The organism is Variovorax sp. RCC_210, assembly GCF_041355175.1.
In the GTDB taxonomy this organism is placed as follows: Bacteria; Pseudomonadota; Gammaproteobacteria; order Burkholderiales; family Burkholderiaceae_C; genus Variovorax.
The window spans coordinates 509615-534534 of sequence record NZ_JBFUPJ010000002.1 but is presented as its reverse complement, the minus strand read 5'-3'; the positions used below and the strand labels follow the sequence as shown (position 1 = coordinate 534534).

At 63.3% G+C, this 24920-nt stretch carries 27 protein-coding genes; 18 read left to right on the top strand and 9 right to left on the bottom strand.

Translation table 11 applies throughout. From position 1 onward, the window contains the following. Positions 1–4: 4 nt before the first annotated feature. The 7 genes from AB6807_RS10525 to AB6807_RS10495 all read right to left on the bottom strand — a co-directional run bounded on the left by AB6807_RS10525 (position 5) and on the right by AB6807_RS10495 (position 5284). Positions 5–823, bottom strand: a complete 819-nt coding sequence (locus AB6807_RS10525; RefSeq protein WP_116910435.1) for a transporter substrate-binding domain-containing protein — start codon at positions 821–823, stop codon at positions 5–7. Positions 824–858: 35 nt separating this feature from the next. Next, positions 859–1587, bottom strand: coding sequence for an amino acid ABC transporter ATP-binding protein (locus AB6807_RS10520; protein WP_371084491.1), 729 nt, complete (start codon positions 1585–1587; stop codon positions 859–861). Beyond that, the gene (locus tag AB6807_RS10515) at positions 1571–2227 is read right to left on the bottom strand and encodes an amino acid ABC transporter permease (protein WP_371084490.1); all 657 of its coding nucleotides are present in this window, start codon (positions 2225–2227) and stop codon (positions 1571–1573) included. Before AB6807_RS10515 ends, AB6807_RS10520 begins: the two co-directional genes overlap by 17 nt. Positions 2228–2249: 22 nt before the next feature. Further along, complete coding sequence (locus AB6807_RS10510; RefSeq protein WP_116910432.1) at positions 2250–2933, bottom strand: amino acid ABC transporter permease; 684 nt, start codon at positions 2931–2933, stop codon at positions 2250–2252. Positions 2934–2998: 65 nt separating this feature from the next. Next, a complete protein-coding gene (locus AB6807_RS10505) occupies positions 2999–4270 on the bottom strand; it encodes a UxaA family hydrolase (RefSeq protein WP_371084489.1) in 1272 nt (423 codons plus the stop codon). Positions 4271–4284: 14 nt separating this feature from the next. Continuing rightward, positions 4285–4620, bottom strand: a complete 336-nt coding sequence (locus tag AB6807_RS10500) for a UxaA family hydrolase (protein WP_116910430.1) — start codon at positions 4618–4620, stop codon at positions 4285–4287. A gap of 7 nt (positions 4621–4627) precedes the next feature. Next, positions 4628–5284 carry an RraA family protein gene (locus AB6807_RS10495; RefSeq protein ID WP_371084488.1) on the bottom strand — a complete coding sequence of 219 codons (657 nt, stop codon included), beginning with the start codon at positions 5282–5284 and terminating at the stop codon, positions 4628–4630. Positions 5285–5522: 238 nt separating this feature from the next. Here AB6807_RS10495 and AB6807_RS10490 point away from each other — a divergent pair, with 238 nt between their 5' ends. Together AB6807_RS10490 and AB6807_RS10485 are read left to right on the top strand one after the other, a co-directional pair. Further along, positions 5523–6293: an SDR family oxidoreductase gene (locus AB6807_RS10490; RefSeq protein WP_371084487.1), complete on the top strand. Its 771-nt coding sequence runs from the start codon at positions 5523–5525 to the stop codon at positions 6291–6293. 10 nt (positions 6294–6303) lie between these two features. Further along, a complete protein-coding gene (locus tag AB6807_RS10485; RefSeq protein ID WP_371084486.1) occupies positions 6304–7158 on the top strand; it encodes an IclR family transcriptional regulator in 855 nt (284 codons plus the stop codon). 33 nt (positions 7159–7191) lie between these two features. On the opposite strand, the gene yiaA is transcribed toward AB6807_RS10485, so the two are convergent. Next, positions 7192–7629, bottom strand: a complete 438-nt coding sequence (yiaA, locus tag AB6807_RS10480; RefSeq protein ID WP_286517113.1) for an inner membrane protein YiaA — start codon at positions 7627–7629, stop codon at positions 7192–7194. 210 nt (positions 7630–7839) lie between these two features. Between yiaA and AB6807_RS10475 the strand changes: the two genes are divergently transcribed. Next, the gene (locus tag AB6807_RS10475; protein WP_371084485.1) at positions 7840–8583 is read left to right on the top strand and encodes a hypothetical protein; all 744 of its coding nucleotides are present in this window, start codon (positions 7840–7842) and stop codon (positions 8581–8583) included. 33 nt (positions 8584–8616) lie between these two features. Here the strand turns inward: AB6807_RS10475 and argC are convergent, their stop codons facing one another. After that, complete coding sequence (gene argC / locus AB6807_RS10470; RefSeq protein WP_371084484.1) at positions 8617–9540, bottom strand: N-acetyl-gamma-glutamyl-phosphate reductase; 924 nt, start codon at positions 9538–9540, stop codon at positions 8617–8619. Positions 9541–9778: 238 nt separating this feature from the next. Here argC and sucC point away from each other — a divergent pair, with 238 nt between their 5' ends. The 15 genes from sucC (at position 9779) to AB6807_RS10395 (ending at position 24914) form a co-directional block, all read left to right on the top strand. Then, positions 9779–10945 (top strand): ADP-forming succinate--CoA ligase subunit beta, encoded by a 1167-nt coding sequence (gene sucC, locus AB6807_RS10465; protein WP_116910423.1) that lies wholly within the window; start codon positions 9779–9781, stop codon positions 10943–10945. 10 nt (positions 10946–10955) lie between these two features. Further along, entirely contained in the window at positions 10956–11849 is an 894-nt protein-coding gene (gene sucD / locus AB6807_RS10460) for a succinate--CoA ligase subunit alpha (RefSeq protein WP_116910422.1), read from the top strand. A 119-nt stretch (positions 11850–11968) separates the two neighbouring features. After that, the gene (locus AB6807_RS10455; protein WP_116910421.1) at positions 11969–12652 is read left to right on the top strand and encodes a TerC family protein; all 684 of its coding nucleotides are present in this window, start codon (positions 11969–11971) and stop codon (positions 12650–12652) included. Positions 12653–12680: 28 nt separating this feature from the next. Beyond that, the gene (locus tag AB6807_RS10450) at positions 12681–13490 is read left to right on the top strand and encodes a Stp1/IreP family PP2C-type Ser/Thr phosphatase (RefSeq protein WP_371084483.1); all 810 of its coding nucleotides are present in this window, start codon (positions 12681–12683) and stop codon (positions 13488–13490) included. A 66-nt stretch (positions 13491–13556) separates the two neighbouring features. After that, positions 13557–14225: an FHA domain-containing protein gene (locus AB6807_RS10445; protein WP_116910419.1), complete on the top strand. Its 669-nt coding sequence runs from the start codon at positions 13557–13559 to the stop codon at positions 14223–14225. A 48-nt stretch (positions 14226–14273) separates the two neighbouring features. After that, on the top strand, positions 14274–16544 hold the full coding sequence (locus tag AB6807_RS10440; RefSeq protein ID WP_371084482.1) for a CHASE2 domain-containing protein: 2271 nt from the start codon (positions 14274–14276) through the stop codon (positions 16542–16544). 29 nt (positions 16545–16573) lie between these two features. Further along, on the top strand, positions 16574–17377 hold the full coding sequence (locus AB6807_RS10435; RefSeq protein WP_371084481.1) for a 3',5'-cyclic-nucleotide phosphodiesterase: 804 nt from the start codon (positions 16574–16576) through the stop codon (positions 17375–17377). Between the two features lie 208 nt (positions 17378–17585). Then, entirely contained in the window at positions 17586–18077 is a 492-nt protein-coding gene (locus tag AB6807_RS10430) for a pilin (protein WP_371084480.1), read from the top strand. A 226-nt stretch (positions 18078–18303) separates the two neighbouring features. Beyond that, positions 18304–19005, top strand: a complete 702-nt coding sequence (locus AB6807_RS10425) for a class I SAM-dependent methyltransferase (protein WP_371084479.1) — start codon at positions 18304–18306, stop codon at positions 19003–19005. A gap of 37 nt (positions 19006–19042) precedes the next feature. Continuing rightward, positions 19043–20905 carry a sulfatase-like hydrolase/transferase gene (locus AB6807_RS10420; RefSeq protein ID WP_371084478.1) on the top strand — a complete coding sequence of 621 codons (1863 nt, stop codon included), beginning with the start codon at positions 19043–19045 and terminating at the stop codon, positions 20903–20905. A 633-nt stretch (positions 20906–21538) separates the two neighbouring features. Further along, the gene (locus tag AB6807_RS10415; RefSeq protein WP_371084477.1) at positions 21539–21994 is read left to right on the top strand and encodes a type IV pilin protein; all 456 of its coding nucleotides are present in this window, start codon (positions 21539–21541) and stop codon (positions 21992–21994) included. Continuing rightward, a complete protein-coding gene (locus tag AB6807_RS10410; protein ID WP_116910412.1) occupies positions 21988–22581 on the top strand; it encodes a GspH/FimT family pseudopilin in 594 nt (197 codons plus the stop codon). Before AB6807_RS10415 ends, AB6807_RS10410 begins: the two co-directional genes overlap by 7 nt. Then, positions 22575–23126 carry a hypothetical protein gene (locus AB6807_RS10405; protein ID WP_132748843.1) on the top strand — a complete coding sequence of 184 codons (552 nt, stop codon included), beginning with the start codon at positions 22575–22577 and terminating at the stop codon, positions 23124–23126. The genes AB6807_RS10410 and AB6807_RS10405 overlap by 7 nt, the downstream gene beginning before the upstream one ends. Positions 23127–23136: 10 nt before the next feature. Beyond that, positions 23137–24342 carry a PilW family protein gene (locus tag AB6807_RS10400; protein WP_371084476.1) on the top strand — a complete coding sequence of 402 codons (1206 nt, stop codon included), beginning with the start codon at positions 23137–23139 and terminating at the stop codon, positions 24340–24342. Then, the gene (locus AB6807_RS10395) at positions 24339–24914 is read left to right on the top strand and encodes a hypothetical protein (protein ID WP_132748845.1); all 576 of its coding nucleotides are present in this window, start codon (positions 24339–24341) and stop codon (positions 24912–24914) included. The genes AB6807_RS10400 and AB6807_RS10395 overlap by 4 nt, the downstream gene beginning before the upstream one ends. Positions 24915–24920: the final 6 nt, after the last annotated feature.

Below are 24920 nucleotides of genomic sequence, written 5' to 3'. Positions count from 1 at the left end.
CATTTCAGGCCCCGTTGCGGGTCACGTCGGCGGGCAGGTCGGCGCCGTGGAACTTCTTGTAGATGGTGTTCAGCTCGCCGCTTTTCAGCTGCGCCTTCACGAACTCGTCGAGCCTGGCCTTCAGCCGCGGCTCGTTCTTGCGCATGCCGATGGCCAGGAAGTTGACCTTCATGGTGAACTTGGGCTCCATCTGCTTGGCCGGGTTCTTCTCGTTGATGGTCTTCAGCAGCGGCGGCGCGGTCGCGAAGATGTCGGCCTGCCCGCTCACCACGGCGGTGATGGAGGTGGCGTCGTCGTCGAAGCGAATCACCTGCGCGCCGGCCGGCACGATCTTGGTCAGCTCCTGGTCGTTGGTGGTGCCGCGCGTGGCAATCACCTTCTTGCCGGCCAGGTCGGCCGGGCCGCTGATGGCCATGCCCTTGGGCGCGCCCACCACGGCCAGGATGGCGGCGTAGGGCACCGAGAAGTCGACCACCTTCTCGCGCTCCGGCGTCACCGACATGCTGGAGATGACGATGTCGGCCTTGTCGGTCTGCAGGAAGGGAATGCGGTTGGCACCGGTGGTGGGAACGATCTCGAGCTCCAGGCCCAGGCTTTTGGCCAGCAGGCGCGCGGTTTCCACGTCGGAGCCGGTGGCGTTGAGCTTCTCGTCCTTCAGGCCGTAGGGCGGCACGGCGAGGTCGATGGCCACGCGGATCTTCTTGGCCGCGGTGATGGTGTCGAGCTGGTCGGCGTGCGCCGCGCCGGCAAAGCCCAGCGGCAGGGCCAGCGCAAGGGCCGAGAGCAGCGCGCCGCGGCGCTTGAACGAAAAGAGGGAAGTCATCGAAGGTCTCCTGGAGTTGTCTGTAGAAGAAAAAATCAAAGCCCGGTGCCGATGAACTGGCGCAGCTCGGGCGTCTGCGGGTGGCTCAGGATGCTGGCGTCGCCCTGCTCCCACACCAGCCCCTGGTGCATGTAGATGACCTTGTCGGCCACGCCGCGCGCAAAGGCCATCTCGTGCGTCACCAGAATCATGGTCATGCCCTCGGCCGCGAGCTTCTCCATCACCTTGAGCACCTCGCCGGTGAGCTGTGGGTCGAGCGCGGAGGTGACTTCGTCGAACAGCATCAGCTGCGGCTTCATGGCGAGCGAGCGCGCGATGGCCACGCGCTGCTGCTGGCCGCCGGAGAGCTGCTCGGGGTAGGCGCCGGCCTTCTCGGCCAGGCCCACGCGCTCGAGCACTTCCATGGCGATGGCGCCGGCCTCGGACGCGCTCATCTTCTTCACCGACTGCGGCGCGAGCGTGATGTTCTGCTTCACCGTGAGGTGCGGGAACAGGTTGTAGCTCTGGAACACGATGCCCACGTCCTTGCGCAAATCGCGCAGGTTCAGCGCGGTGTCGTGTACCGCGTGGCCGCAGCACTGGATGGTGCCGCTGTCGATGGTTTCCAGCCGGTCGATGCAGCGCAGCGCCGTGCTCTTGCCCGAGCCGCTCTGGCCGATGATGGCCACCACCTGCCCGCGCGTGACCGAGAACGACACGCCCTTCAGCACATGCAGCTTGCCGAAGTGCTTGTGGACTTCGTTGAGTTCAACCACGGGCTGCATTGAGCTTCCTTTCAAGGGCGCGACTCCATCGCGAGAGCGGATAACAAAGAATGAAATACAGCAGCACCGCGCACCCGAAATACAGGAAGGGCTGGAACGTGGAGTTGTTCAGCACCTTGGCGTTGTAGGAAAGCTCGGCGTAGCCGACCACCAGCGAGGCGATCGACGTGTTCTTGATGATCTGCACCAGGAAGCCCACGGTGGGCGGCGTGGCGATGCGCAGCGCCTGCGGCAGGATCACGCGGCGCATGCGCTCCCAGCGCGTGAGCGCCAGGCACTCGGCCGCCTCCCACTGGCTGCGCGGCACCGACTGGATGCAGCCGCGCCAGATTTCGCCGAGGAAGGCGCTCGCGTAGATGGTGATGGCCAGCGCCGCCGCGACGATGGCCGGCACCGAGCCGATGCCCGCGATGTTGGGCCCGAAGAAGCACACGCCCATCAGCACCAGCAGCGGCGTGCCCTGGATGACCTGGATGTACCCCGCCGCCGCCACGCGCACCGCCTTGACCGGCGACACGCGCGCCAGCGCCACGGCCAGCCCGATGAGTCCGCCGCCGACGAACGCCAATGCCGAGAGCTGCACCGTGCCCCAGGCGCCCATCAGCAGGAAGCCGAGGTGATCGATGGGCATGAACGTCATGGCGCGGCCTTCTGTGCTGGGTTCATAGCGGCGTGCCCAGCTTGCGCCGGCGCGGGAAGATCACCATGCCCAGCAGCCAGAACCCCAGGCGCATGGCGTACGACAGCACCAGGTACACCACCCACAGCACGATGAAGATCTCGAAGTTGCGGAAGGTGTCCGACTGGATGCGGTTGGCCACGCCGAAGAGCTCTTCCGCGCCGATCGACGACATGATGCTGGAGGCCAGCATCAGCAGCACGAACTGGCTCGCCAGCGCCGGGTACACGCGCTCCACGGCGGGCCGCAAGATCACGTGCCAGAACACCTGCAGCTTCGACAGGCCCAGGCACTGCGCGGCCTCGAGCTGGCCCTTGTGGATCGACTCGATGCCCGCGCGGATGATCTCGCAGCTGTAGGCGCCGATGTTCACCACCAGCGCCAGCACGGCGCCCACCATGATCGGCATGGTCACGCCCGCGCTCGAGAGGCCGAAGATGAGGAAGTAGCTCTGGATCAGCAGCGGCGTGTTGCGAATGGCCTCCACGTAGCCGCCGGTGAGGTTGCGCAGCCAGCCGTGGCGGCTGTTGCGCCCCAGCGCGCAGAGCGTGCCGAGCGCGAAGCCCAGCAGCGTGGCAATGAAGGACAGCTGCACGGTGGTCCATGCGCCGTCGAGCAGCAGGGGCCACTGCGCGAGCACGGGCGCGAAGTCGAACTGGTAGTTCAAGAAGAGGGCTCCGGGAGTCCAGGAAAAGGAAGGCGGGAAGGGGGCGAAGGTGAGGAGCACGCCGCTCACGCAGGGTGAGGAGAAGTGCGAGGCACCTGTGCGATGGGCAGGCACGAAGGCCCGATCGGTTCGAAGGCCTTGTAGGTCAGGATGAACTCACGGTGCCCCAGCGCTTCCGATTTGCTCGCCGCGCCGTTGGCCACGGCGCGCACCGCGCCGAAGATTTCCTCGCCCACCTCCTGCAAGGTGCCGCGCCCTTCGAGGATGCGGCCGGCATCGACATCCATGTCCTCGCCCAGCTGCCGGTAGGTGTCGGGGTTGGCGCACACCTTGATGACCGGCGACACGGCCGAGCCCACCACCGAGCCGCGCCCCGTGGTGAACAGGATCACGTGCGCGCCGCAGGCGATGAGCTCCACGATTTCCGCGTTGTCGCTGATGTTCGGAAAGCCGAAGCGCGGCTCGCCGTCGGGCACCACGTCCAGCAGGTAGAGGCCCGGCTGCGAAGGCACGTCGCCGGGCTTCACGATGCCGTTGATGGGCGAGGCGCCGCTCTTGGCGTACGCGCCCAGCGACTTTTCCTCGATGGTCGAGAGACCGCCGTCGGCATTGCCCGGCGCGAAGCTGCCGTGGCCCATGGTGCTGTAGTAGCGCGCGGCCTTGTTCACGCATTCGACGATGGCCTCGCCCAGCTCGGGCGTGGCGGCGCGGCGCTGCATGTGGAACTCGCAGCCGATCAGCTCGCCGGTTTCCTCGAAGATGCAGCGCGCGTCCTGCTCGATCAGCAGGTCGAAGGCGCGGCCCACGGCCGGGTTGGCGGTGATGCCGCTGGTGCCGTCGGAGCCGCCGCAGATGGTGCCGACCACCAGCTCGTTCAGGTCCATGGGCACGCGCTGCTGCTGCGCGAGTTCGGCCAGCGCCCACTGCACCCATTCCGTGCCCTCGCGGATGGTGCTGCGCGTGCCGCCCTTCTGCTGGATGGTGAGCGTGTGCACCGGCCGGCCCGATGCGGCCACCGCCTGCTCGAGCTTGCGCTTGTTCATGCTCTCGCAGCCCAGCGAGATGAGCAGCGCCGCGCCCACGTTGGGGTGCGTGGCAATGGCCTGCATCATGCGCTCGGCGTACTCGTTGGGGTAGCAGCCGGGAAAGCCGACGAGGTGCACGTCCGATTCACCCTCGTTGCCCTCCTCGCCCTCCTGCCGGCGAAAGTTGAGCGTGATCTCGCGCGCCACGTGGTGCGCGCACTCGACAAGGTAGGCCACGACCACCACGTTGCGGATGCCCTTGCGGCCGTCGGCGCGCGGGAAGCCGTGGATCTGGAGCGGGTTGGAGTTCATTCGAAGAGGGCGCCTCAGGCGTGGCCGACGAAGGTCTTGCCTTCGTCCAGCGTGTAGGTGGGCGTGTAGTCGCTGTCGAGGTTGTGCGTGTGGATGTGCGCGCCGGCCTCGACCGGCGTGCGCAGGCTGCCGATGACGGCGTCGTACTTCCGCACCTTCTGCCCGGCCGCGATGGCGTGCCGCGCGAGCTTGTGGCCCAGGCCGATGTCGGTGGCCAAGGTCACTGCGCCGCCTTCGAGGCGCACTTCGGTGCCGGCGGCGAGGTGGGTGCAGGCGACGAGGCAGTTGTCGGCCGGCGAGAGCAGCACCAGCCGGGTGTCGATGAGGGGCAGTGGCGACGTGTCGGACATCCGGCGCTCAGAACTTGCGGTACTTCAGGTAGGCCTCTTGCGGGTCGGTGCCCGCGAGGATGGCGCTGCGCACGAGGTTCTCGCGGCCCATCATGTGCTCGGCCTCGGTGATGACCGCGTCGGCCTGCGCCAGCGGAATGCAGATCACGCCGTCGGTGTCGGCCAGCAGCAGGTCGCCGGGGTTCACCGTGACATCGCCGATGCGCACCGGCACGTCCATGGCGTCGGGCAGCCAGTAGCCCACGATGTCGCGCGGCGTGAAGTAGCGGTGCCACACCTGGAAGCCCTGCTGCAGGATGAATTCGGCGTCGCGCACGCCGCCGTCGGCGATCACGCCCAGCACGCCCTTGCGCCCCAGCGTCTCGGCCGACAGCTCGCCCATGTGCGACACGGTGGAGTCGTTGGGCTGGATCACCGCGATGTGGCCGGGCTTGGCGCGCGAGAGAAAACCGGTCCACGCCATCAGTGTCTCGTGCGGATCGGCCGTCGGGTCGACGCGGCCGTTCACCGTGAAGGCCGGCCCGCACAGCTTCTGGCCGGCGATCAGCGGGCGCAGCGTGGGCGGCAGCGTGAAGTCGCGCAGGCCCGCCGCGCGCATCACGTCGTGAAGGATGCCGGTGTAGCAGGCTTGCAGTCGGGTGAGCAGGGCGGAATCGGGGGGCATGGCAAACCTTGTTTTCTTAGATGAAACTAGTTTTCATGAAGAAGGTTAGCAGTCGAGTCCGAAGTCGGGCCTCGGGTTTGCGCGAATTCGAGGGTATTCACCAATGTGTACGCCTGTGATCGCGGGTTTTTGAGGGGGTGAGGGCGTTGGGCTGTGGCGTATATTTGATTTCATCAGTGAAATTTGCATTTCACTCATGCGTCAAAACCGTTCAATTTCACTCAAAGGGCACCTCCCCATGACTTCTCGCGTTCAGGGAAAGAACATCCTCGTCACCGCCGCCGGCAAGGGCATCGGCCGCGCCAGTGCGCTGGCGCTGGCGCGCGAAGGCGGCACCGTGTGGGCCACCGACGTGGACGAGGCCGCCCTGGCCGAGCTCGCCGCGCTGGCCCGCGACGAGGGGCTGCCCGGCCTGAAGACCGCCACGCTCAACGTGCGCGACAGCGCCGCGCTGCAGGCTTTTGCGCAGACCGCGGGGCGGCTCGACGTGCTGTTCAACTGCGCGGGCTTCGTGCACAGCGGCAACATCCTGGCGTGCGAGGAGGCCGACTGGGACTTCAGCATGGACCTGAACGCCAAGTCGATGTACCGCACCATCCGCGCCTTCCTGCCGGCCATGCTGGAGCGCGGCGGCTCGATCATCAACATGGCCTCGGCCGCCTCCAGCGTGAAGGGCGTGCCGAACCGCTTCGTGTACGGCGCCTCGAAGGCGGCGGTGATCGGGCTGACCAAGGCGGTGGCGGCCGATTTCATCCAGCAGGGCGTGCGCTGCAACGCCATCTGCCCGGGCACGGTGGAGTCGCCTTCGTTGCGCGATCGCATCGCCGCGCAGGCCGAGCAGGCGGGCGCCGACGAAGCCACCGTGCGCGCCGCCTTCGTGGCGCGCCAGCCGCTGGGCCGCGTGGGCAAGCCGGAGGAAATCGCGGCGCTGGTCGTGTACCTGGCGTCCGACGAGTCGGCCTTCACCACCGGCGCGGTCCATATGATCGACGGTGGATGGTCGAACTGAGCAGGGAACAATGAAGCAAGCACCAGCGCCGGAACAACAGCAGGAACACGCGGAGGCCGAGGCCGAGGCCGCGCCGGAAGGCGAGGGCGCTCTGCGCTACGCCGCGCCCGCGCTGGAGAAGGGGCTGGACATCCTGGAGGCGTTGGCCGACAGCCCCGGCGGCTACACGCTCAACGAGCTGGCGCAGAAGGTGGGGCGCAAGGTCAGCGAGATCTTCCGCATGGCCGTGACCTTGCAGCGGCGCGGCTACGTGCAGGTCGACGACAACGACCGCTACACGCTCACGCTGCGCATGTTCGAGCTGGCGCACCGCCAGCAGCCGCTGAAAAGCCTGGTGAGCGCGGCGCTGCCGCTTTTGCGCGAACTGGCCAACCGGGCGCGCCAGTCGTGCCACCTGACCATGTACCAGGGCGGCCGCGTGGTCGTCATCGCGCAGGTCGAGAGCCCGGAGCGCTGGTCGTTCGGGCTCAAGGTGGGCGTGGTGATGGGGCTGACGGACACATCTTCAGGCCACGTGCTGCTGGCGTTTCGCGACGAGATCGACCGCGCCCGCATGCTGCGCGCCCACATCGGCGTGGAGGGCGAGCTCGACATGGACCCGGGCGAGCTGTTCGCCATTCTTCAGGAGGTGCGCGCCCGCGGCTACTCGGCCATGCCGAGCCAGCAGACGCGCGGCATCACCAACATCGCCTTCCCGGTGATGGGCGCGGCCGACCATGTGATCGCGTCGATCAACGTGCCGTACATCGAGCGCATCGACCAGAAGTCGGCGCCCGACGCGGTGCAGGTGCGCGGCATCGTGGGCAACATCGCCGCGCGGCTGTCGGCGCTGATGGGGGCCAGCGGGTACAACGACAACGAGTGAGGCGGCGGGTGCCTGGATGCCTGAGGGTGGGCGTCAGCCGGCTTCGGGCAACTCGGCGGCCGGCGAGGTCTCGGGATGGCGCGCCGTGAGGTCGCGAACGTTCTTCTGTACCGCCACCGCGCCGAAGAGGCTCAGCAGGAAGGCCATGGCGTAGAAGCCCTTTTCGCTGTTGGCCAGCGTCGAATTGAACAGGCCGATGGTCAGGAGCCCGATGGCGAGCAGCAGCGATATCCAGCACAGCCCGTAATAGATGCCCGTGACGGGCGTGCCCTCGAGCCGGTCGCGCACGCTCTTTTGCAATGACACGGCGGCAAAGAGCCCGTACATCAGGATGGTGAAGTAGTAGCCCTTTTCATTGAGTTGCATCGTGGCGTTCCAGAGCCCGATCAGGTAGACGACAGCGCCTGCCAGCAGTGCAGTCCAGGACGCCGCAATGAATGCGCCGGTGGGTTTTTGAAATGTGCGGTCCATTGAAATTCCTCCCTTTGTGTTTGTGAGGCGCGATTCTGGTGGGTCGGGCCGATGGCATGATCCAGCGCATGCGTGCCATGCTGCATTTGTTCGCATTTGCCGAATATTTCAGCGTCAATGCGCGCCGATCCGCACCGATTCGCATGAAACGCGCGTCAAACCAAAGTGTTGTGCGGAATCAGATTAATAAATTAGTTGGAGGAATTTCGCATGCCCACAGGTCCCGACGGTCCCGCCGCCCAGCCATCTCTCGTTCGCACCGGCGCCAAGGCCGGCCTTGCGTTCGCCGGCTCAGTCATCAAGGGCGGCTTGCTCGGCGTGGTGCTGGGCGGCGGCGTTTTCTTCTTCTATCTGAGCCAGCTGAATGGGCCGGGCAACGTGGCGGCACGGGCCGGCGGAGCGGGCGCGGTCATTGCGCTGATCACCACGCCGTCGGTGCTGGTGGCGCTGTTGCTGCTGCTGTTCGTGGTCGTCTACACGATGCTGGGCGTGGCCCAGGGCCGTGCTCGCGCCATGCAGCACCTGGTGGCGGCGCGCGGCGAGGCGGTGTCGCAGCGGCTGGCCGGCGCGATTGCCGGGCGCATCGAGGCGATGCCGCGCGCCCACGGCACGCTGCACCGGGCGGCCGACTGGCTGTCGGCCGATGCCTTGAGCAAGCAGCTCGCGCCCGTGCTGGGCGAGGGCAGGGCGGTGCGTTCGGTGGTGGGCTTTGTGCTCAACCGGCTGCCGCTGGGCGAAATGATGGCCGAGTGGCAGCAGAGCCGGGCCGCGCACGGCGAGCCGCTCGTGTCACCGGGGGAAGGTCCGGTGCAAGACCCGGCGCTGCGCGCGCTGCTCACGCGCCGCATCAACGAGACCTTGCAGGAAATGGCGGAGCCGTCGCGCACGCCGCTGTACATCGCGCTGGGCGCGCACGCGGCGTTGCTGGGCGTGGGGCTCTGGCTCGTCAACTGAGCCAGGGGAGGGAAGCGAGGCGGGGCCGGGCGCTCAGAGCGCCAGCATCAGCTTCAGGTTCTGCACCGCGGCGCCGCTGGCGCCCTTGCCCAGGTTGTCGAGGCGGGCGATGACCACGGCGTGCTGGTGGTCCTCGTTCGGGAACACGCGGATCTCGAGGTTGTTGGTGTCGTTGAGCGCCTGCGGCTCGAGCTTGCCGTCTTCGGTGGGCGGCAGCACCTTCACGAACTGCTCAGGCGTGTTGCTCTTCGCGTAGTGCGCGGCCAGCGCTTCGTGCAGGTCGGCGGCCTTCGGCTTGCCGGGCAGCAGGTCGAGGTGCAGCGGCAACTGGACCAGCATGCCCTGCTTGAAATTGCCCACGGCCGGAATGAAGACCGGGCGGCGCGTGAGGCCCGTGTAGGCCATGATTTCAGGGATGTGCTTGTGCTTCAGGCCCAGCGCGTAGGTCTCGTACAGGGGCGCCTCGCCCTTTTCGTAAGCCTCGATCATGGTCCGGCCGCCGCCCGAGTAGCCGCTCACGGAGGGCAGCGAAATCGCGAAATCGGCCGGCAGGATGCCCGCGTCGACCAGCGGGCGCACCATGGCGATGGCGCCGGTGGCGTAGCAGCCGGGGTTGCCCACGCGGTCTGCCTTGGCGACCGCCTGCCAGTGGCCTTCGGCCAGTTCGGGGAAGCCGAACACCCAGCCCGGGGCGATGCGGTGCGCCGTGGAGGCGTCGATGATCTTCGGCTTGGCGCCGGGCAGCTGGTCGATCAGCGCCACCGATTCGCGCGCCGCGTCGTCGTGCAGGCACAGCACCACCAGGTCGACGCCGGCCATCAGGTCGCGCTTGGCGCTCACGTCTTTTCGCAGCTCGGGCGCGATGCTCACGAGTTCGATCTGCGGCATCGTCTGGAGCCGTTCGCGAATCTGCAGGCCGGTGGTACCGGCTTCGCCGTCGATGAAAACCTTGGCCATGATGGAGTGCTCGGTGTGGTCTGGAGGGGCTGGAAAGGGGCTTCCAGATGCAATCTAGAAGAAAGTACGTATTGACCGCAACCCCACGTACAGTATTGGTGCGGCGCACCATGATACAGTCCGCGGTTGTTCGCCGCCCCCAGCCGTCAGGCTGCCGTCGCCCGCGAGCAACAGAGCACAAACACTCTCACCCGCAGATCTCCCGTTCTCAACCTCCTCCTTCCGAGAGACATCCCTCATGAAGATTCACGAGTACCAAGGCAAGGAAATTCTTGCCAAGTTCGGCGTGCCGGTGCCGCGCGGCATTCCGGCCTACACGGTCCAGGAGGCGGTGGAAGCCGCCCAGAAACTTGGAGGCCCGGTCTGGGTCGTCAAGGCCCAGATTCACGCGGGTGGCCGCGGCAAGGGCGGTGGCGTCAAGGTCGCCAAGACCATCGAAGACGTCAAGAAGCTCGCCGGCGAAATCCTCGGCATGCAGCTCAAGACGCACCAGACCGGCCCCGAAGGCCAGAAGGTTCGCCGCCTGTACATCGAAGACGGCGCCGACATCAACAAGGAATACTACGTTTCCGCCGTGACCGACCGCGCCACCCAGAAGGTGGCCTTCATCGCTTCGAGCGAAGGCGGCATGGACATCGAGGAAGTGGCCCACTCCTCGCCGGAAAAGATCATCACCGTGTTCGCGGACCCCGAAAAGGGCCTCACCGACGAACAGGCCAAGCAGATCGCCGACGGCATCGGCATGCCGGCCGACTCGACCGCGCAAACGGTCGACATCCTGAAGAAGCTCTACACCTGCTACATGGAGACGGACGCCTCGCTGGTCGAGATCAACCCGCTCAACCGTGACAGCAAGGGCAACGTCATGGCGCTGGACGCCAAGTTCAACTTCGACAGCAACGCGCTGTTCCGCCACCCCGAAATCGTGGCCCTGCGCGACCTCGACGAAGAAGACGCGGCCGAAGTCGAAGCCTCCAAGTTCGACCTGGCCTACATCTCGCTGGACGGCAACATCGGCTGCCTGGTGAACGGTGCCGGCCTGGCCATGGCCACCATGGACACCATCAAGCTGTTCGGCGGCGAGCCGGCCAACTTCCTGGACGTGGGCGGCGGCGCCACCCCCGAGAAGGTCACCGAAGCCTTCAAGATCATGCTGAAGAACAAGAACGTGGAAGCCATCCTCGTGAACATCTTCGGCGGCATCATGAAGTGCGACACCATCGCCACCGGCGTGATCGCGGCCTGCAAGGCCGTGAACCTGCAAGTGCCGCTGGTCGTGCGCATGAAGGGCACCAACGAAGTCGAAGGCAAGAAGCTGCTGGCCGATTCGGGCCTGCCGATCATCAGTGCCGACACCATGGCGGACGCGGCCCAGAAGGTCGTCGCAGCAGTCAAGAAGGCCTAAGGAACAAGTCATGTCGATCTATATCAACAAAGACACCAAAGTCATCACCCAAGGCATCACCGGCAAGACCGGCCAGTTCCACACGGAAAAGTGCCAGGAATACGCGAACGGCAAGAACGCCTTCGTGGCGGGCGTGAACCCGAAGAAGGCCGGCGAGTCGATCTTCAACATCCCGATCTTCGGTTCGGTGAAGGAAGCCGCTTCGCAAACCGGCGCCACCGTGTCGGTGATCTACGTGCCGCCGGCAGGCGCAGCCGCCGCCATCTGGGAAGCCGTCGAGGCCGACCTGGACCTGGCGATCTGCATCACCGAAGGCATTCCGGTTCGCGACATGCTCGAAGTGCGCAACAAGATGAAGGCCAAGGAAGCGGCCGGCGGCAAGAAGACCTTGCTGCTGGGCCCGAACTGCCCCGGCCTGATCACGCCCGACGAAATCAAGATCGGCATCATGCCCGGCCACATCCACCGCAAGGGCCGCATCGGCGTGGTCTCGCGTTCGGGCACGCTGACGTACGAAGCCGTGGCTCAACTGACCGAAATCGGCCTGGGCCAATCGTCGGCAGTGGGCATCGGTGGCGACCCGATCAACGGCCTGAAGCACATCGACGTGATGAAGGCCTTCAACGACGATCCGGACACCGACGCGGTCATCATGATCGGCGAAATCGGCGGCCCCGACGAGGCTGACGCAGCCCGCTGGTGCAAGGAACACATGAAGAAGCCGGTCGTCGGCTTCATCGCCGGTGTCACCGCCCCTCCCGGCAAGCGCATGGGCCACGCCGGCGCGTTGATCTCGGGCGGCGCCGACACGGCCGATGCCAAGCTCTCCATCATGGAAGAGTGCGGCTTCACCGTGACGCGCAACTTCTCGGAACTGGCCAAGCTGCTCAAGGCCAAGCTGTAAAAAGCGGCTTCAGGACACCGGCCGCAGAGCCGGGTCATTCGAGGACCACGCAGATATAAAAAAGCGCCCGCATCGACTGCGGGCGCTTTTTTCAAATAAAACACAGTGGGATCAGAGACATGGAACTCCTTCAAAGCACAGATTTCTGGATAGGTCTGCTCAAGATCGTCTGGATCAACATCATCCTGTCGGGCGACAACGCCGTCGTGATCGCCATGGCGGCGCGATCGCTGCCGCCCGCGCAACAGAAAAAAGCCGTCATGTTCGGCTCGGGCGCGGCCGTGGTGCTGCGCATCGTGCTCACGGTGGTGGCGGCCAAGCTGCTGGCGCTCCCGTTCCTGCAGATCGTCGGCGGCCTGCTGCTGCTGTGGATCGGCACGCAGCTGCTCAGCGGCGACGACGAGGGCGAAGGCGAATCCAAGGAATACGGCAGCATGATGGTCGCCGTGCGCACCATCCTGCTGGCCGACCTGGTGATGAGCCTGGACAACGTGATTGCCGTGGCGGCCGCCGCCCAGGGCAGCATGGTGCTGCTGGTGCTCGGCCTGGCGATCAGTATTCCCTTGGTCATTTTCGGCAGCACCCTCATGATCAAGCTCATGGAACGCTTTCCGATCATCGTCATGCTGGGCGCCGCCCTGATCGGCTGGGTCGGTGGCGAAACCATCGTGAGCGACGTGGCGCTGCGCGACACGCTCGCGGCCAACCCCTGGCTGCACTACGCGGCGGCTGCCGCCGGTGCATTGTTCGTCGTGGCCGTCGGCCGCCTGCTGCAACGGCGCGCGCACGCCGCTGCACACTGAGTCGCAGAGAAGTCGGCGCTGGCAAACCATGGCGAGTGTCGGCGTCTCTCTTTTTTCCACGCGCCCCGCGCTGAGCTGGGAGTTCGCCTCGCTGACCGACGTCGGCAAGTTGCGCGCACACAACGAAGACGCGGTCCATGTCGATTCGGCGCTCGGCCTGGCCCTGCTGGCCGACGGCATGGGCGGCTACAAGGGCGGCGAGGTGGCCAGTGCCATGGCCGTGTCGCTGATGCACGGCAGCTTCGGCCGCTGGTTCGCCCATGCCGGCATGCAGGCGCCGGCCCGCGTGGTGCGGCGCGCGCTGCAGGCGGCCACCGACGAGGCCAACGGCTCCATCCTGCAGGCCGGCACCACCAACCCCGAGCTGCAGGGCATGGGAACCACGCTGGTGCTGGCGGCGTTCCGGCCCCAGCGCGTGCTGGTGGGCCACATCGGCGATTCGCGCTGCTACCGGCTGCGCAACAACAAGCTCGAACTGCTCACGCGCGACCATTCGCTGCGCCAGCAGCAGCTCGACGCCGGTGCCATCACGCCGGAAGAAGCGGCGAACTCGCCCACCCGCAACCTCGTGACCCGCGCCGTGGGCGTGGAAGCCCAGGTGCTGCTGGAAATGCACGAGCACAGCGCCCGGGCGGGCGACCTGTATATGCTGTGTTCCGACGGTTTGAGCGAGATGGTTTCCGATGAGCAGCTTTTCACGCTTCTTCAGCACGATGCCGGGCTTCAGAAAAAAGCTGCACTTTTGGTTGCAATTGCAAACGACAATGGCGGCAGGGACAATATTTCAGTTGTCCTGGCAAGGGCTGGCGTCGCGGAAACGCCTCGCGCAGCCAAGTAGCAGGCCGGGGCGGTACCCCACCGTTCAGCTTGCCATCATTCAAGCTTTGCAATCGGGGAGTCGGCAATGCCGAAGATGATCATTTCGGTCGATGGCGTTGTCATCGGGCAAGTGGCACTCGCCAAGGAACGCACGACGCTGGGACGCCGTGCCTATAACGACATCGTGATCGACAACCTGGCGGTCAGCGGCGAGCATGCCGTGTTGCACATGAGCGACGGCGAAGTCGAAATTGAAGACCTCAACAGCACCAACGGCACCTATGTCAACGCGCTCGCCATCCAGAGGCAGGCGCTCAAGGACAACGATGTCATCGAGGTCGGCGGCTGCCGCATCCACTTCCGTGCCCGCAGCAATCTGGCCATCGGCCCCGGTTCCGTGCGGACCACGCTGGACGAACACCCGGGCCATTCGGGCAACTCAGGGTCGATGCCGCTGTCGTCGGCGCCCACCGAATCGGGCGCGCTGGTCGAGCTGGGCATTCCGGTGCTGCGGGTGCTTTCGGGCGTCAACGAAGGGCAGGACGTGGCCCTGCAGAAGGTCGTCACCACCATCGGCAAGCCCGGCGTGGCCGTGGCCGTCGTCACGCGCCGGCGCCAGGGCTACGTGGCCGCGGGCGTCGAAGGCAACGTCACGCTCAACGGCCTGCAGCTGGGCACCGAGGCGGTCGCGTTGCAGGAGCGCGACGTGCTCGAACTGGGCGGCGCCATTCGGATGCAGTTCGTTCGCATCTGAGGTTTTTCTCTTGGCTTGCCGCGGCAACGCCCGCATGGACGGGATGCCGTGAGCGAGCTGCGGCGGCACTGGCCGCGCATTGCCATCACCCTCTTGCCGCTGCTGCTGGCCCTGGCCCATGCCACCGGCGCCTGGCCGCTGAGCGCCCTTGAACGCCTCGACCGGCTGATCTACGACATTCGCCTGCGCGCCACCATGCCGCGCACGCTCGAGACGCGCGTGGTGATCGTCGACGTCGACGACGCCAGCCTGGCGCGCCAGGGCCAGTGGCCGTGGGCGCGCGACAAGATGGCCGCGCTCACCACCGAGCTGCTGTCCCGCCAGCAGGCGGCGGTGGTCGGCTTCGACGTGATGTTCCTCGAGCCCGACCGAAGTTCCGGCCTGGACCGACTGCGCGAGCTGGCCAGCGGGCCGCTCAAGGACATGCCCGGGCTGGCGTCGGAGGTCGAACGGCTGGCCCCATCGCTGGACCATGACGCCACTTTTGCCGAAGCGCTGAAGGGCCGGCCGGTGGCACTGGGCTACTACTTCACGCGCACGCAGCCGCCCCGGGCCAAGGGGCAGTTGCCGGCCGCGCCCGTGGTCTCGGGCGACAGCTTTCCCACCGACGGCACTTCAGACGCTTTCGGAACCTATGGCACCAGCTGGAACGGCTTCGGCGCCAGCCTCCCGGCGCTTGCGCAGGCCGCGCCGGTGGCGGGCTTTCTCAATACCCTGGTGGGCGCCAACGGCGACGGCGTGATCCGCAGCGTGCCGCTCGTGGCCCGCTACGAGGGCGACCAGGCGCAGCCCGGCTATTACGAATCGCTCGCCCTGGCGGTCTACCGGCTCGCCAACGGCGCGCCGGCCGTGCACCCGGCCTTCGTCTCGGGCGCCGGCGCGCCGCGGCTCGAATCGTTGCGGCTGGGCCCATTACGTGTGCCGGTCGACCGCACCGCCAGCATGCGCGTGCCGTTTCGCGGGCCGGGCGGTCCGGACGGCGGCTCGTTTCGCTACGTGTCGGCCGCCGACGTGCTCGAGGGCAAGCTCGCGCCCGGCGAGCTGAAAGACCGGATCGTGCTGCTCGGCGCCACCGCGCCCGGCCTGCAGGACCTGCGCGCCACCCCGGTGGACGCCGCCTTTCCGGGGGTCGAGGTGCACGCCAACGTGGTCTCGGGCCTGCTCGACCGCCGCCTGCTCAGCGTGCCCGACTACGCGCCCGGCTACGAGGTGCTGAGCGTGCTCACGGCGGGGCTGGTGCTCGCCTTCGGCCTGTCGCTGCTGTCGGCGCCGCGTGCCGTGCTGCTGGCGGCGGGCACTGTCGCCGCGCTGGCCGGGGTGAACGCCTGGCTCTACATGGCCCACGGCCTCGTGCTGCCGCTCGCCTCGGCGCTGGCCATGACCGCGCTGGCCTTCGCGCTGAACATGAGCTGGGGCTATTTCGTCGAGTCGCACGCGCGGCGCGGCCTGGTGCGGCTTTTCGGCACCTACGTGCCGCCCCAGCTGGTCGACGAGATGCTGGTGCACCCCGACCGCTACAGCATGCGCGCCGAGAGCAAGCCCATGACCGTGCTGTTCTGCGACATGCGCGACTTCACCCGCCTGTCGGAGCAGATGCCGCCGGCCGAGCTGCAGGCCTTTCTCAACACCGTGTTCAGCCGGCTCACCGATGTCATCAGCGCGCACCGCGGCACCGTCGACAAGTACATGGGCGACTGCGTCATGGCCTTCTGGGGTGCGCCCATCGACACGCCCGAGCACGCCACCCTCGCCGTGCGGGCGGCGCTGGACATGGCCGACGCCGTGCACGACATCAACCGCCTGCACCGCGCCAGCGGCCGGCCCGAGATCAGCGTGGGCATCGGCATCAACAGCGGCGTGATGAGCGTCGGCGACATGGGCTCCGCCGCGCGCCGCAGCTATACCGTGGTGGGCGACGCCGTCAACCTGGCCTCGCGCCTGGAGGGCCTGAGCGGGCACTACGGCGTGGAAATCGTGGCCAGCGGCGCCACCCGCGAACTCGCGCCCGAGCACGTCTGGCAAGAGCTGGACAGCGTGCGCGTCAAGGGGAAGGCCCAGGCCGTGGCCGTGTTCACCCCCCTGGCCGCGCGCACCCCCGAGACCGTCGCGCAGACCCGGCAGCTGCTCGAGCGCTGGAGCGAGGTGCTTGCCGCCTACCGCCGCCAGGACTGGGCCGTCGGCCGCAACCTGCTTGCGCCTCTGCTCGCGGCGGATGCCAAAAAAGTCCTTTACCAGCTCTACGCCCAGCGTTTAGCCTCGATGGCGTTGCGCCCGCAAGACCCGACCTGGGACGGCGCGACCCGGTTCGAAACCAAATGACGGCAGACACACACAAGGGGTCTCTCACAATGCAGGTTCGTGTGCTGGGTTGCTCGGGCGCCATCGCCAAAGGCTGCCGCACCACCTCGTTTCTGGTGGACTCCGACCTGCTCGTGGACGCCGGCACCGGCGTCGGGGACCTCACCCTCGACGAGATGGCCGCCATCGACGACGTGGTGCTCACCCACAGCCACCTCGACCACATCGCCGCGCTGCCACTGATGCTCGACGCCGTCGGCAGCCGCCGCACCCGGCCGCTGCGCGTTCATGCGCTGCGCGCGACCATCGAGGCCCTGCGCGCCCATGTGTTCAACAACGTGATCTGGCCCGATTTCGAGAGCATTCCCAGCCTGGAGGCGCCGTTCGTCACATTCCACGACATCGCCGTGGGGCAAGTGCTGGCGCTCGGCAGCCGCGAGCCCAAGCGCATCGAGGTGCTCCCGGCCGTGCACACCGTGCCCGCCTGCGGCTTCGCCATTCGGCGCGCCGATGGCGGCCCGCACTGGGTGTTCAGCGGCGACACCGAACGCAACGCGCCGTTCTGGGAGCGGGTGAACGCGCTGGACGTGGCCATGCTGGTGATAGAGACCGCGTTCAGCAGCCGGGAGCAGGTGCTGGCGGAACGCAGCCTGCACCTGTCGCCCGCGGTGCTGGCGGATGAGTTGGCGCAGATCGATCCTGGCAAGCGATACCCGATCTACATCACGCACACCAAGCCGGCCGAGACCGAGGAAATCATGAGCCAGATCGAGGTGCTGGCGGCGCGGCAGGTGGCGGGATTGGCCGAGCGGGACATCCGGTGGTTGGAGGCGGACGGGGTGCTGACGTTTTGAGTTTGGCGCCGCCGCAGGAGTGACAAACTTGTCACGGGTTGTTGCGAATGAAGGCAAAAAGTGTCACTCGCTGTAACTGAAGTGTGAACAAATGCACTAATTCAACTTTGTAAACTACTGAAAACAGGTTGGCACAGTTGCTGCGGAAGGTACTCCGCTCCGGGCAGGTTCCCGGGCGTAACAACCAACCAACCTGGAGTTAGTTCACATGAACCGTCGTACCCTCGCCCGCCGCGCACAGGCCGGCTTTACCCTTATCGAATTGATGATCGTCGTGGCGATCATTGGTATCTTGGCTGCTGTGGCTCTGCCGGCCTACCAAGATTACATCGCCAAGTCGCAGGTGGCTTCCGCTCTCGCGGAAATCACGCCCGCCAAGGTAAATATTGAAACGAAGCTGGCAGACGGCATTACGGCGGAAATCACCGATGTCACGACACTCGGCGTGCCGCTTGCCACCACCAATCGTTGCGCTATTACTGTCTCGGTAGCTACCAGCGGCCTGACCACGTTGACCTGCACGATCATCGGCAATGCGCAAGTCAAGGATCAAAAGATTCAATGGGTTCGCACTGCAGACACAACTGGTGGTACCAGCGGTGCGTGGGCTTGCCAAACCAACGTCGCTAGCAAGCTTCGCCCGAAGGATTGCGCTACGGACATCGGCGCTGCTGCAACCGGCACTGGCACTGGCACCTAATTCCGCGTTTTTTAAAAAAGCCGCCTTTGGGCGGCTTTTTTTATTAGGCGCTAAAACCGCAGGCCAATTTTTATGATTTGAGAAATTCGACGTGTCGTCGAATTGACTTTCGCATGCGTCAAGTCTCAATCGGCGAGTAGATGCGCTGAAACACTTGACAGCGAAAAATGTAAGCGAGCCTGGTTCACGCCGGCTGAGCCTTGGCACTTAAAATAATCATGGTGGTATGGGACAGAACTCAAATAAAGCTGATAAAAGCGCCCCTTTTAGGAGCGGAAAAACTCCAGCACAGCATGGGGATGTCGATAGCGACTCTTTGTCCAAAGAGCAAGTCGAGCGAAGCTATCGTCGTTATGCGCCAATATATGACATTTTATTTGGCGCTTCGCTTGGGCCTGGTCGTGAGTCCATGACGCGCCTAGTCTCCACGCTCGAGCCTCGCCGCATATTAGAAGTTGGCGTCGGTACAGGTCTAACCCTATCTCGATACCCAAAGAACTCCCACATTACTGGCGTAGATGTTTCAGAAGAAATGTTGGCCGTGGCGCACCGAAGAATTCAGCCGCGGGATTCAAATCGAATTGTTTTGCATGCCATGGATGCTGAACTCATGGATTTTCCGAATGCTTCATTTGACTGTGTGACCCTGCCATATGTTCTTTCGGTCACTCCGAATCCTGATCGTTTGGTAAATGAAGTACGTAGAGTATGCCGACCCGATGGAGATATCGTAATCGTCAACCACTTTAGCGGTCAATCTTCGTGGCGATGGCTTGAATCGCTAGCGCGTCCGCTTTCTAGTTGGTTGGGCTTTCGATCGGAATTCAGCTATGAGCGAAACATCCTCAGTCACAGTTGGAAATTACAATCGGTGGCGCCTGCTAATTTATTCGCCCTTTCTCGATTAATCCACATTAAAAATGTGTGATCAGAGTGCGACTTGGTGGTCCACAGCTCGCCTATTGGTGTTGTCGTGGATCATTTTTTTGTCTATTCCGGTAGTCTTTTTAATAATCTACTTGTATGGCTTTGGGGCGCCAGCTTCAGCGATCGAGCCGCATATTTGCTTGGTATTGAATGTTCTTGCCGCGCTTGCTGCAGTTAGGCTTTTATCTTCGTTGGTATTGAAGGGGACGATTTATCGAGCTGTTTCGGCTGTAGCGGTGTTGCTTGTCGGGCTTTGCTTATTTTTAAGCTATGTATTGGCGTTGGTTGGACTGAAGTATTGGGGGCGAGTTACTACTGTTGATTTGGCGAGCACTTATGCCAAGCAAATCCCAGAATTTCTCGGTGCGCTAGGTTATCACCCTTTGGTTCCAATGGTTGCATTGGCCGCGGTCATCAGTATTGCTTGGCTGTCAGTCTATTTGTTTTTAAGCCGCTACGATTGGATACCGCAGCTTCGCGAAAAAACTTCAAATGCTGTTTTTATCGCTTTACCGTGCTTGCTTATTGCCATTGCATCAATTTCGGTAGTTACGTTATCTGATCGGGGCTGGGGGCGGCTGGGCGAGCCATTCAGCTTAGGAATTTTTCCTGAGCAAGGAACCACTGCAATGCAGAGCCATCCATTGGAGTTGTTGCACTCGTCGCGCATTGATCGCGACGAAGAATTGGTTAGATCAAATTATGTAGCATCGAAGGCAGCAAAAAATAGCAATGTAATTTTGATCGTTGTCGATGCACTTCGGGCAGATCATCTTTCGTTGTTGGGTTACAAAAGAAAAACCACGCCTAACCTCGAAGTGCTGCGCTATGAAGGGCACATGTCGCTCGCGACGTCGGTAATTTCTGTGTGTAATGAATCGTCGTGTGGTCTGCGTGGCCTTGCAAGTTCTCGATATCTAGATCGTCAAGCAACAAAGCCAGTTACTTTGGAAGAAGTGCTAAAGAAAAACGGATATCGAACAAACCTAATATTTTCGGGAGACCACACGAATTTTTACGGGCTTAAAGATGTGTATGGTCCGGTAGACAGCTATTTCGATGGCACCTCGCAGACGACACGATATATTAACGATGACCGCTTGTTAATTAATCGCGTGAACGAGCTTGCTAGATGGGATGGCGTTCCCACAATGTTTCATTTTCATTTGATGTCTTCTCACGTATTGGGAAGTCGTTTCGAGGATACGCCGAGTTTTGGGCCAGAGCAAAGTTATGTCGGCCTCGTGTCGGGGAGCAGCAATTCAAATATGCCGGAGCTCGCTGCAAATTTTTACGATCGAGGGGTCTTGCAAGTTGACCGTGTAGTAGGCGACCTATTGAAAAAATTGAGGGAACAAGGTTATCTGCAAAATGCCTTGGTCATTGTCACTGGGGATCACGGCGAGTCTTTAGGTGAGCGAGGACGCTATGTTCATACTCATAGTGTTTGGGAAGAAGCGGTGCGCGTCCCGTTTTTGCTGATGAACTTCGGCAATGCCGACCCGGGGAAATTCGAGATCCATTCAATTTCTTCTCAAATCGATGTCGCGCCAACTATTTTGCGGGCTTTGGGCATGCCCATACCAAGTACATGGGAAGGGATGCCTCTTCAAGATCCAGCAGTTCCTCGCGTTGTTTATTTCCAGCAAGCGCAGCAAATTGGATTGATTGATGCTCGCTTGCCAAATTCCTTGCTTAAGTATTGGATTGATTTGCGCGAAGGCAAAGAATTTGCTTTTGATTTGCAGAGTGATCCTGAAGAGCAAAAAAACATAGAGTCGAAAGTAAATGACTTGCAGCGGCAGGAGTGGCAGAGATTACTTGCCAACCGATCCGCTGCACTTGCTTCTGAATATAGAGAAAATCTATTGAGTCGAGCGAGCAAGCCAGCTTCGCATTGAGAAGAAATTTTTTAATAGGGCGGGCCGGAGTACTTGCAGTAACTAGATCTTGGGCGCTAGTCGTTTTTTCGAAGAATTTCAAATGCAACGGTCAAAATATGTCGACTTAGCCAATTGAGAAGCAGTGCTCGAGGTGATGGTTGGCGTGAAAAATAAAATGTTGAACCCTGAAAAATCAAATTTATTTTTTAAAATAAATTCTTTTTTCGCAAATCGCGACTACTGAGGCGCTACTTCCGGGTACAGAATCAAGATATTTAAGGTTTGGTTTTCGAAAGCCAATGAGGAGCAATTCAATTCAGTGATCGATGTCTTGAACAAGGGGTGGCTGCTTAATTGAAAAGGTTCTCACGTGGACATGTTGACGCTCAGCCTTATTGCTGCCGACCGCCTTCACGAAAAGACTTAGGGCGGGCCGAGCGTATCCAAGACGTCCGCGCATGAATCCACGTTAACTCGAGACTTGTTCATCGATGCAAGTGAGCCCCTCGCCCGCTTGTCAAGAAGGCTCGATGCGACGGACGGCGCATTTTTCCGGATGAGTGGCTTCTTTCTGTAACGTAAGTAATAGTAAGCTGAGAGACAAAGATACACATTTGTTTCCGCGCGTCCTGCGCGCCTTGAGGCCTCGGCATGACCACTCATAAAACCCGCCGTCACAACGCCGGCTTCACGCTGATCGAACTCATGATCGTTGTCGTGATCATCGGCATCTTGGCTGCGATCGCGGTTCCCCAGTATTCCGACTATGTGCGTCGTGCGCGGGTATCGGAGGCGCTGGGCCTCTTGGCTGGGATGCGTCCCCGAATGGAACAGTTCTTTCAAGACAATCGCACATTTGTGGATGCATGTCTCAGCGGCAGCGTAGCGGCAAAACCGGCTACCACGAAAGGCTTCCGTTTCGATTGCGGAACCCCCACTGCAACGACGTACACGATCACCGCTACTGGATTGGATAACACCTCCACGGCTGGTTTCGTATACACCTTGAAAGCCGACGGCACACGCAGCACCAGCACATTGGGTGCTGGCTGGACAGGTGCTCCAACGGACAGCTGCTGGATCACCAGCAAGGGTGGCACATGCTGACCACCGAGCGAGAAGACGGCTTCTCGCTCGTCGAATTGATGGTGACGCTCGTCATATTCGCGGTGATGGCGGCCATGGCGGCGCCATCGATACGCCAGTACGCCGAGAACATGAAGACCCTCGCCACTGCGGAAGCCTTCGTTGCCTCCTTGCAGCAAGCGCGCGGCGAAGCCCTTCGCAGGAACATCCCGGTGGAGTTGATCCTCACGACCGCCTCCCCGTTGGCGTCAAATGTGGAGACCACAGCGCTGACCACGAGTGGACCTAATTGGATGGTGCGCCAGACGCCGGAAACGACCGAAGACCCGCATGTGTTCATCGAAGGCAAGGCGGGCGCCGAAGGGGGAGGGCGTGCGGGCCAGGGGACTTCTGTCGTTATCGATGCGCACACCTCCAGCAGCATTCGCTTCAACGCTGCAGGCGCGTTGGTGGGGACGCTGGCGACTGTAGATTTCAAACAGCAAGGGGCAACCTGCGTGGAAGATGGCGGCTCGGCTCGCTGCCTGCGGGTGTTGGCCAGCGGCGGCGGACAGGTGCGCCTATGCGATCCCGGGGCTTCGGGTGCGGGGGACACGCGCAAATGCTGAAGCGTCATTTCAATCGGATGTCGTTGCATTCGAAAACCATGCGGGGCGCGGTGCGCCAACGCGGCATGTTCCTCATCGAGGCCGTGGTCGCCATCCTGCTGTTCATGCTCGGCATCCTCGGCATGGTGGGGCTGAGTGCGCAGGCCGTCACCACGCAGTCCGATGCAGAGTACCGCACCCTGGCCGCGCAATGGGCCAGCCAGATCGGTCAGGAGGCCTGGATCAGCGCAAGCCGCTCAGGTGTGGACCCCGTCACGCGCGCCGCCAAGTTGGCCGAGTCGCTGGGCGCCTTCGAGTATCAACAAGATGGCGACGACTGCGAGTTCTCGGGAAAAACCGCAGCCAACGAAACGGTGACCGCCTGGGTCGCTGCGGTGCGTGATGCGACGCATGGCGGCTTGCCTGGCTCGACGCAATTCATGCAGCAGATTCGCATCAATTCGACCCCCGGTGGGTACAACAAGATGACCGTCACGGTGTGCTGGACGGTCCCGTCGCAACCGGACGTGAAGCGTCGTCATGTTTTTGCCACCCTCATCAATTGAGACAAGCGCCGTGCGCAAAGACGACATGCATCCTCGCTCGCATTCCTGGCGCGACCGCGCCCGTCGGCAACACGGCGTGTCCCTGATCGAACTGATGGTCGGCCTGGTCGTCGGGCTGGTCTGCGTGCTCATCATCGTGCAGCTGCAGACCTTGTGGGACGCGCGCAAGCGTTCCGTCGGGTCGGGCAACGACGCGCAGATCAGCGGCACCCTGGGCGCCTTCGCGCTCGACCGAGACCTGCGGCTTGCGGGCTTCGGCTTCGGTACGGCCGGGGGTGACCCGGCAGACCCCACGACCAGCGCGATGGGCTGCACAGTGAAGGCGTTCAGCCAGGACCTTGCGGCACCGACCTTCACCTTCAAGCTCGCTCCTGTCCAGATCATCAAGGCGGATGGCAAGCCAGACGAGATCCGAATGCTCTACGGCAACTCGTCCTACTTCGTTTCCAGCCAGCCAATCATGTCGTCGACCGCGGAGTCGAATTCGCTGAAGTCGCGCGAGGGCTTCCTGCTTGGCGACAAAGCCATTGCTGCCAATCCCGCCACCGGCAGTTGCAACATGGTGGAGATCACGGGGCTTTCGAGCTCCGATCCGAATGCCGTCGAGCACAAAGAGGCATTCATCTACACGACCAACCAAGGTCTGAACAAGACGGCAACGATGAACAAGGCCGGCGGCACCGGCACTGACATCACCTCTGGTGTCCTGTTCAACCTGGGGATGGCGCCCGCCTTGACGGTGTGGAAAGTCAACCCGAGCCGCCAGTCTCTCACGCGCTACAACAGCCTGTTCGAAGATGAGGTGAATGCGTCCGATGTGGTCACGGACGTTGTCACGCTCAAGGCACAGTACGGCTACGACGCCTCGGGCGATGGTGTCATCGGTACCGGCGAGTGGTACGACACACTGCCCGGTCCGACCCCCAACTACGCCCGGCTGCTCGCCGTGCGTTTCGGCCTGCTCATTCGCAGCCGGCAATTCGAGCGTCCGAACGTGGAGTCGGGCACGGCGGTGCCGGTGACCGCGTCGGCGCCCAAGTGGGCCAACGGCTCGATCGCCTTCCCGATGAGGAACGTCGACAACACCGACGATTCGGGCGACGGCGCCTCCGCCATCAACGGCGACGCCGCGGCCAACAACTGGCGCAACTACCGGTACCGGGTGTACGACACCGTCGTGCCCCTGCGCAACATGATCTGGGGAGTGACCCAATGAGAGCAAATCGCGCACGCGGTTCGTTGCGCACAAGTGCGCAACGCGGCATCGTCCTGATCATCGCGCTGGTCGTTCTGGTGGTGATGACGATTTCGGGCTTGCTGATGTTCCGCACCAGCGGCACCGGTGTGGAAATTGCCGGCAACGTCGGCTTCAAGCAGAACGCAACCTCGCTGGCCGACCTGGGCACCGAGGCGGCCTTCAACTGGGTCTACAACCAGCGCACGGCCCCCAATGTGCTCAACGCCGACGTTCCCGCCGAAGCGTACTTCGCCACGTGGGACGAGACGTTCAACCCGATGACCTACGACTGGTCGAACGCCAAGGAAGCGACCGCGAACGACGGCACGGGCAACCGTGTGCGTTACGTGATCCACCGTCTGTGCGCCATGCCCGGCCCGGCCACCGAAGTCACGCAGAAGTGCGTCATTCCGCAATCGGCCAGCGGACTGGGAACCGGAGGCGGAGTCGAAGGGGGCTTCGTGGCGCCCAAGTCGCCGTACTACCGCATCACCGCCCGCGTGGACGGGGTGCGCGGCGCTGTCAGCTACACACAAGTAATCATGCTATGAGGGCAG

Bases quoted from the DNA above. Each gene is read 5' to 3' on its own strand.
- AB6807_RS10495 (WP_371084488.1), bottom strand. From the start codon at position 5,284: ATGCCCCCCGATTCCGCCCTGCTCACCCGACTGCAAGCCTGCTACACC.
- AB6807_RS10395 (WP_132748845.1), top strand. From the start codon at position 24,339: ATGAGAGCAAATCGCGCACGCGGTTCGTTGCGCACAAGTGCGCAACGC.
- AB6807_RS10515 (WP_371084490.1), bottom strand. From the start codon at position 2,227: ATGACGTTCATGCCCATCGATCACCTCGGCTTCCTGCTGATGGGCGCC.
- AB6807_RS10445 (WP_116910419.1), top strand. From the start codon at position 13,557: ATGCCGAAGATGATCATTTCGGTCGATGGCGTTGTCATCGGGCAAGTG.
- AB6807_RS10430 (WP_371084480.1), top strand. From the start codon at position 17,586: ATGAACCGTCGTACCCTCGCCCGCCGCGCACAGGCCGGCTTTACCCTT.
- AB6807_RS10485 (WP_371084486.1), top strand. From the start codon at position 6,304: ATGAAGCAAGCACCAGCGCCGGAACAACAGCAGGAACACGCGGAGGCC.
- sucC (WP_116910423.1), top strand. From the start codon at position 9,779: ATGAAGATTCACGAGTACCAAGGCAAGGAAATTCTTGCCAAGTTCGGC.
- AB6807_RS10455 (WP_116910421.1), top strand. From the start codon at position 11,969: ATGGAACTCCTTCAAAGCACAGATTTCTGGATAGGTCTGCTCAAGATC.
- sucD (WP_116910422.1), top strand. From the start codon at position 10,956: ATGTCGATCTATATCAACAAAGACACCAAAGTCATCACCCAAGGCATC.
- AB6807_RS10415 (WP_371084477.1), top strand. From the start codon at position 21,539: ATGACCACTCATAAAACCCGCCGTCACAACGCCGGCTTCACGCTGATC.
- AB6807_RS10505 (WP_371084489.1), bottom strand. From the start codon at position 4,270: ATGAACTCCAACCCGCTCCAGATCCACGGCTTCCCGCGCGCCGACGGC.
- AB6807_RS10435 (WP_371084481.1), top strand. From the start codon at position 16,574: ATGCAGGTTCGTGTGCTGGGTTGCTCGGGCGCCATCGCCAAAGGCTGC.
- AB6807_RS10410 (WP_116910412.1), top strand. From the start codon at position 21,988: ATGCTGACCACCGAGCGAGAAGACGGCTTCTCGCTCGTCGAATTGATG.
- AB6807_RS10475 (WP_371084485.1), top strand. From the start codon at position 7,840: ATGCCCACAGGTCCCGACGGTCCCGCCGCCCAGCCATCTCTCGTTCGC.
- AB6807_RS10405 (WP_132748843.1), top strand. From the start codon at position 22,575: ATGCTGAAGCGTCATTTCAATCGGATGTCGTTGCATTCGAAAACCATG.
- AB6807_RS10425 (WP_371084479.1), top strand. From the start codon at position 18,304: ATGGGACAGAACTCAAATAAAGCTGATAAAAGCGCCCCTTTTAGGAGC.
- AB6807_RS10450 (WP_371084483.1), top strand. From the start codon at position 12,681: ATGGCGAGTGTCGGCGTCTCTCTTTTTTCCACGCGCCCCGCGCTGAGC.
- AB6807_RS10520 (WP_371084491.1), bottom strand. From the start codon at position 1,587: ATGCAGCCCGTGGTTGAACTCAACGAAGTCCACAAGCACTTCGGCAAG.
- AB6807_RS10525 (WP_116910435.1), bottom strand. From the start codon at position 823: ATGACTTCCCTCTTTTCGTTCAAGCGCCGCGGCGCGCTGCTCTCGGCC.
- argC (WP_371084484.1), bottom strand. From the start codon at position 9,540: ATGGCCAAGGTTTTCATCGACGGCGAAGCCGGTACCACCGGCCTGCAG.
- yiaA (WP_286517113.1), bottom strand. From the start codon at position 7,629: ATGGACCGCACATTTCAAAAACCCACCGGCGCATTCATTGCGGCGTCC.
- AB6807_RS10490 (WP_371084487.1), top strand. From the start codon at position 5,523: ATGACTTCTCGCGTTCAGGGAAAGAACATCCTCGTCACCGCCGCCGGC.
- AB6807_RS10500 (WP_116910430.1), bottom strand. From the start codon at position 4,620: ATGTCCGACACGTCGCCACTGCCCCTCATCGACACCCGGCTGGTGCTG.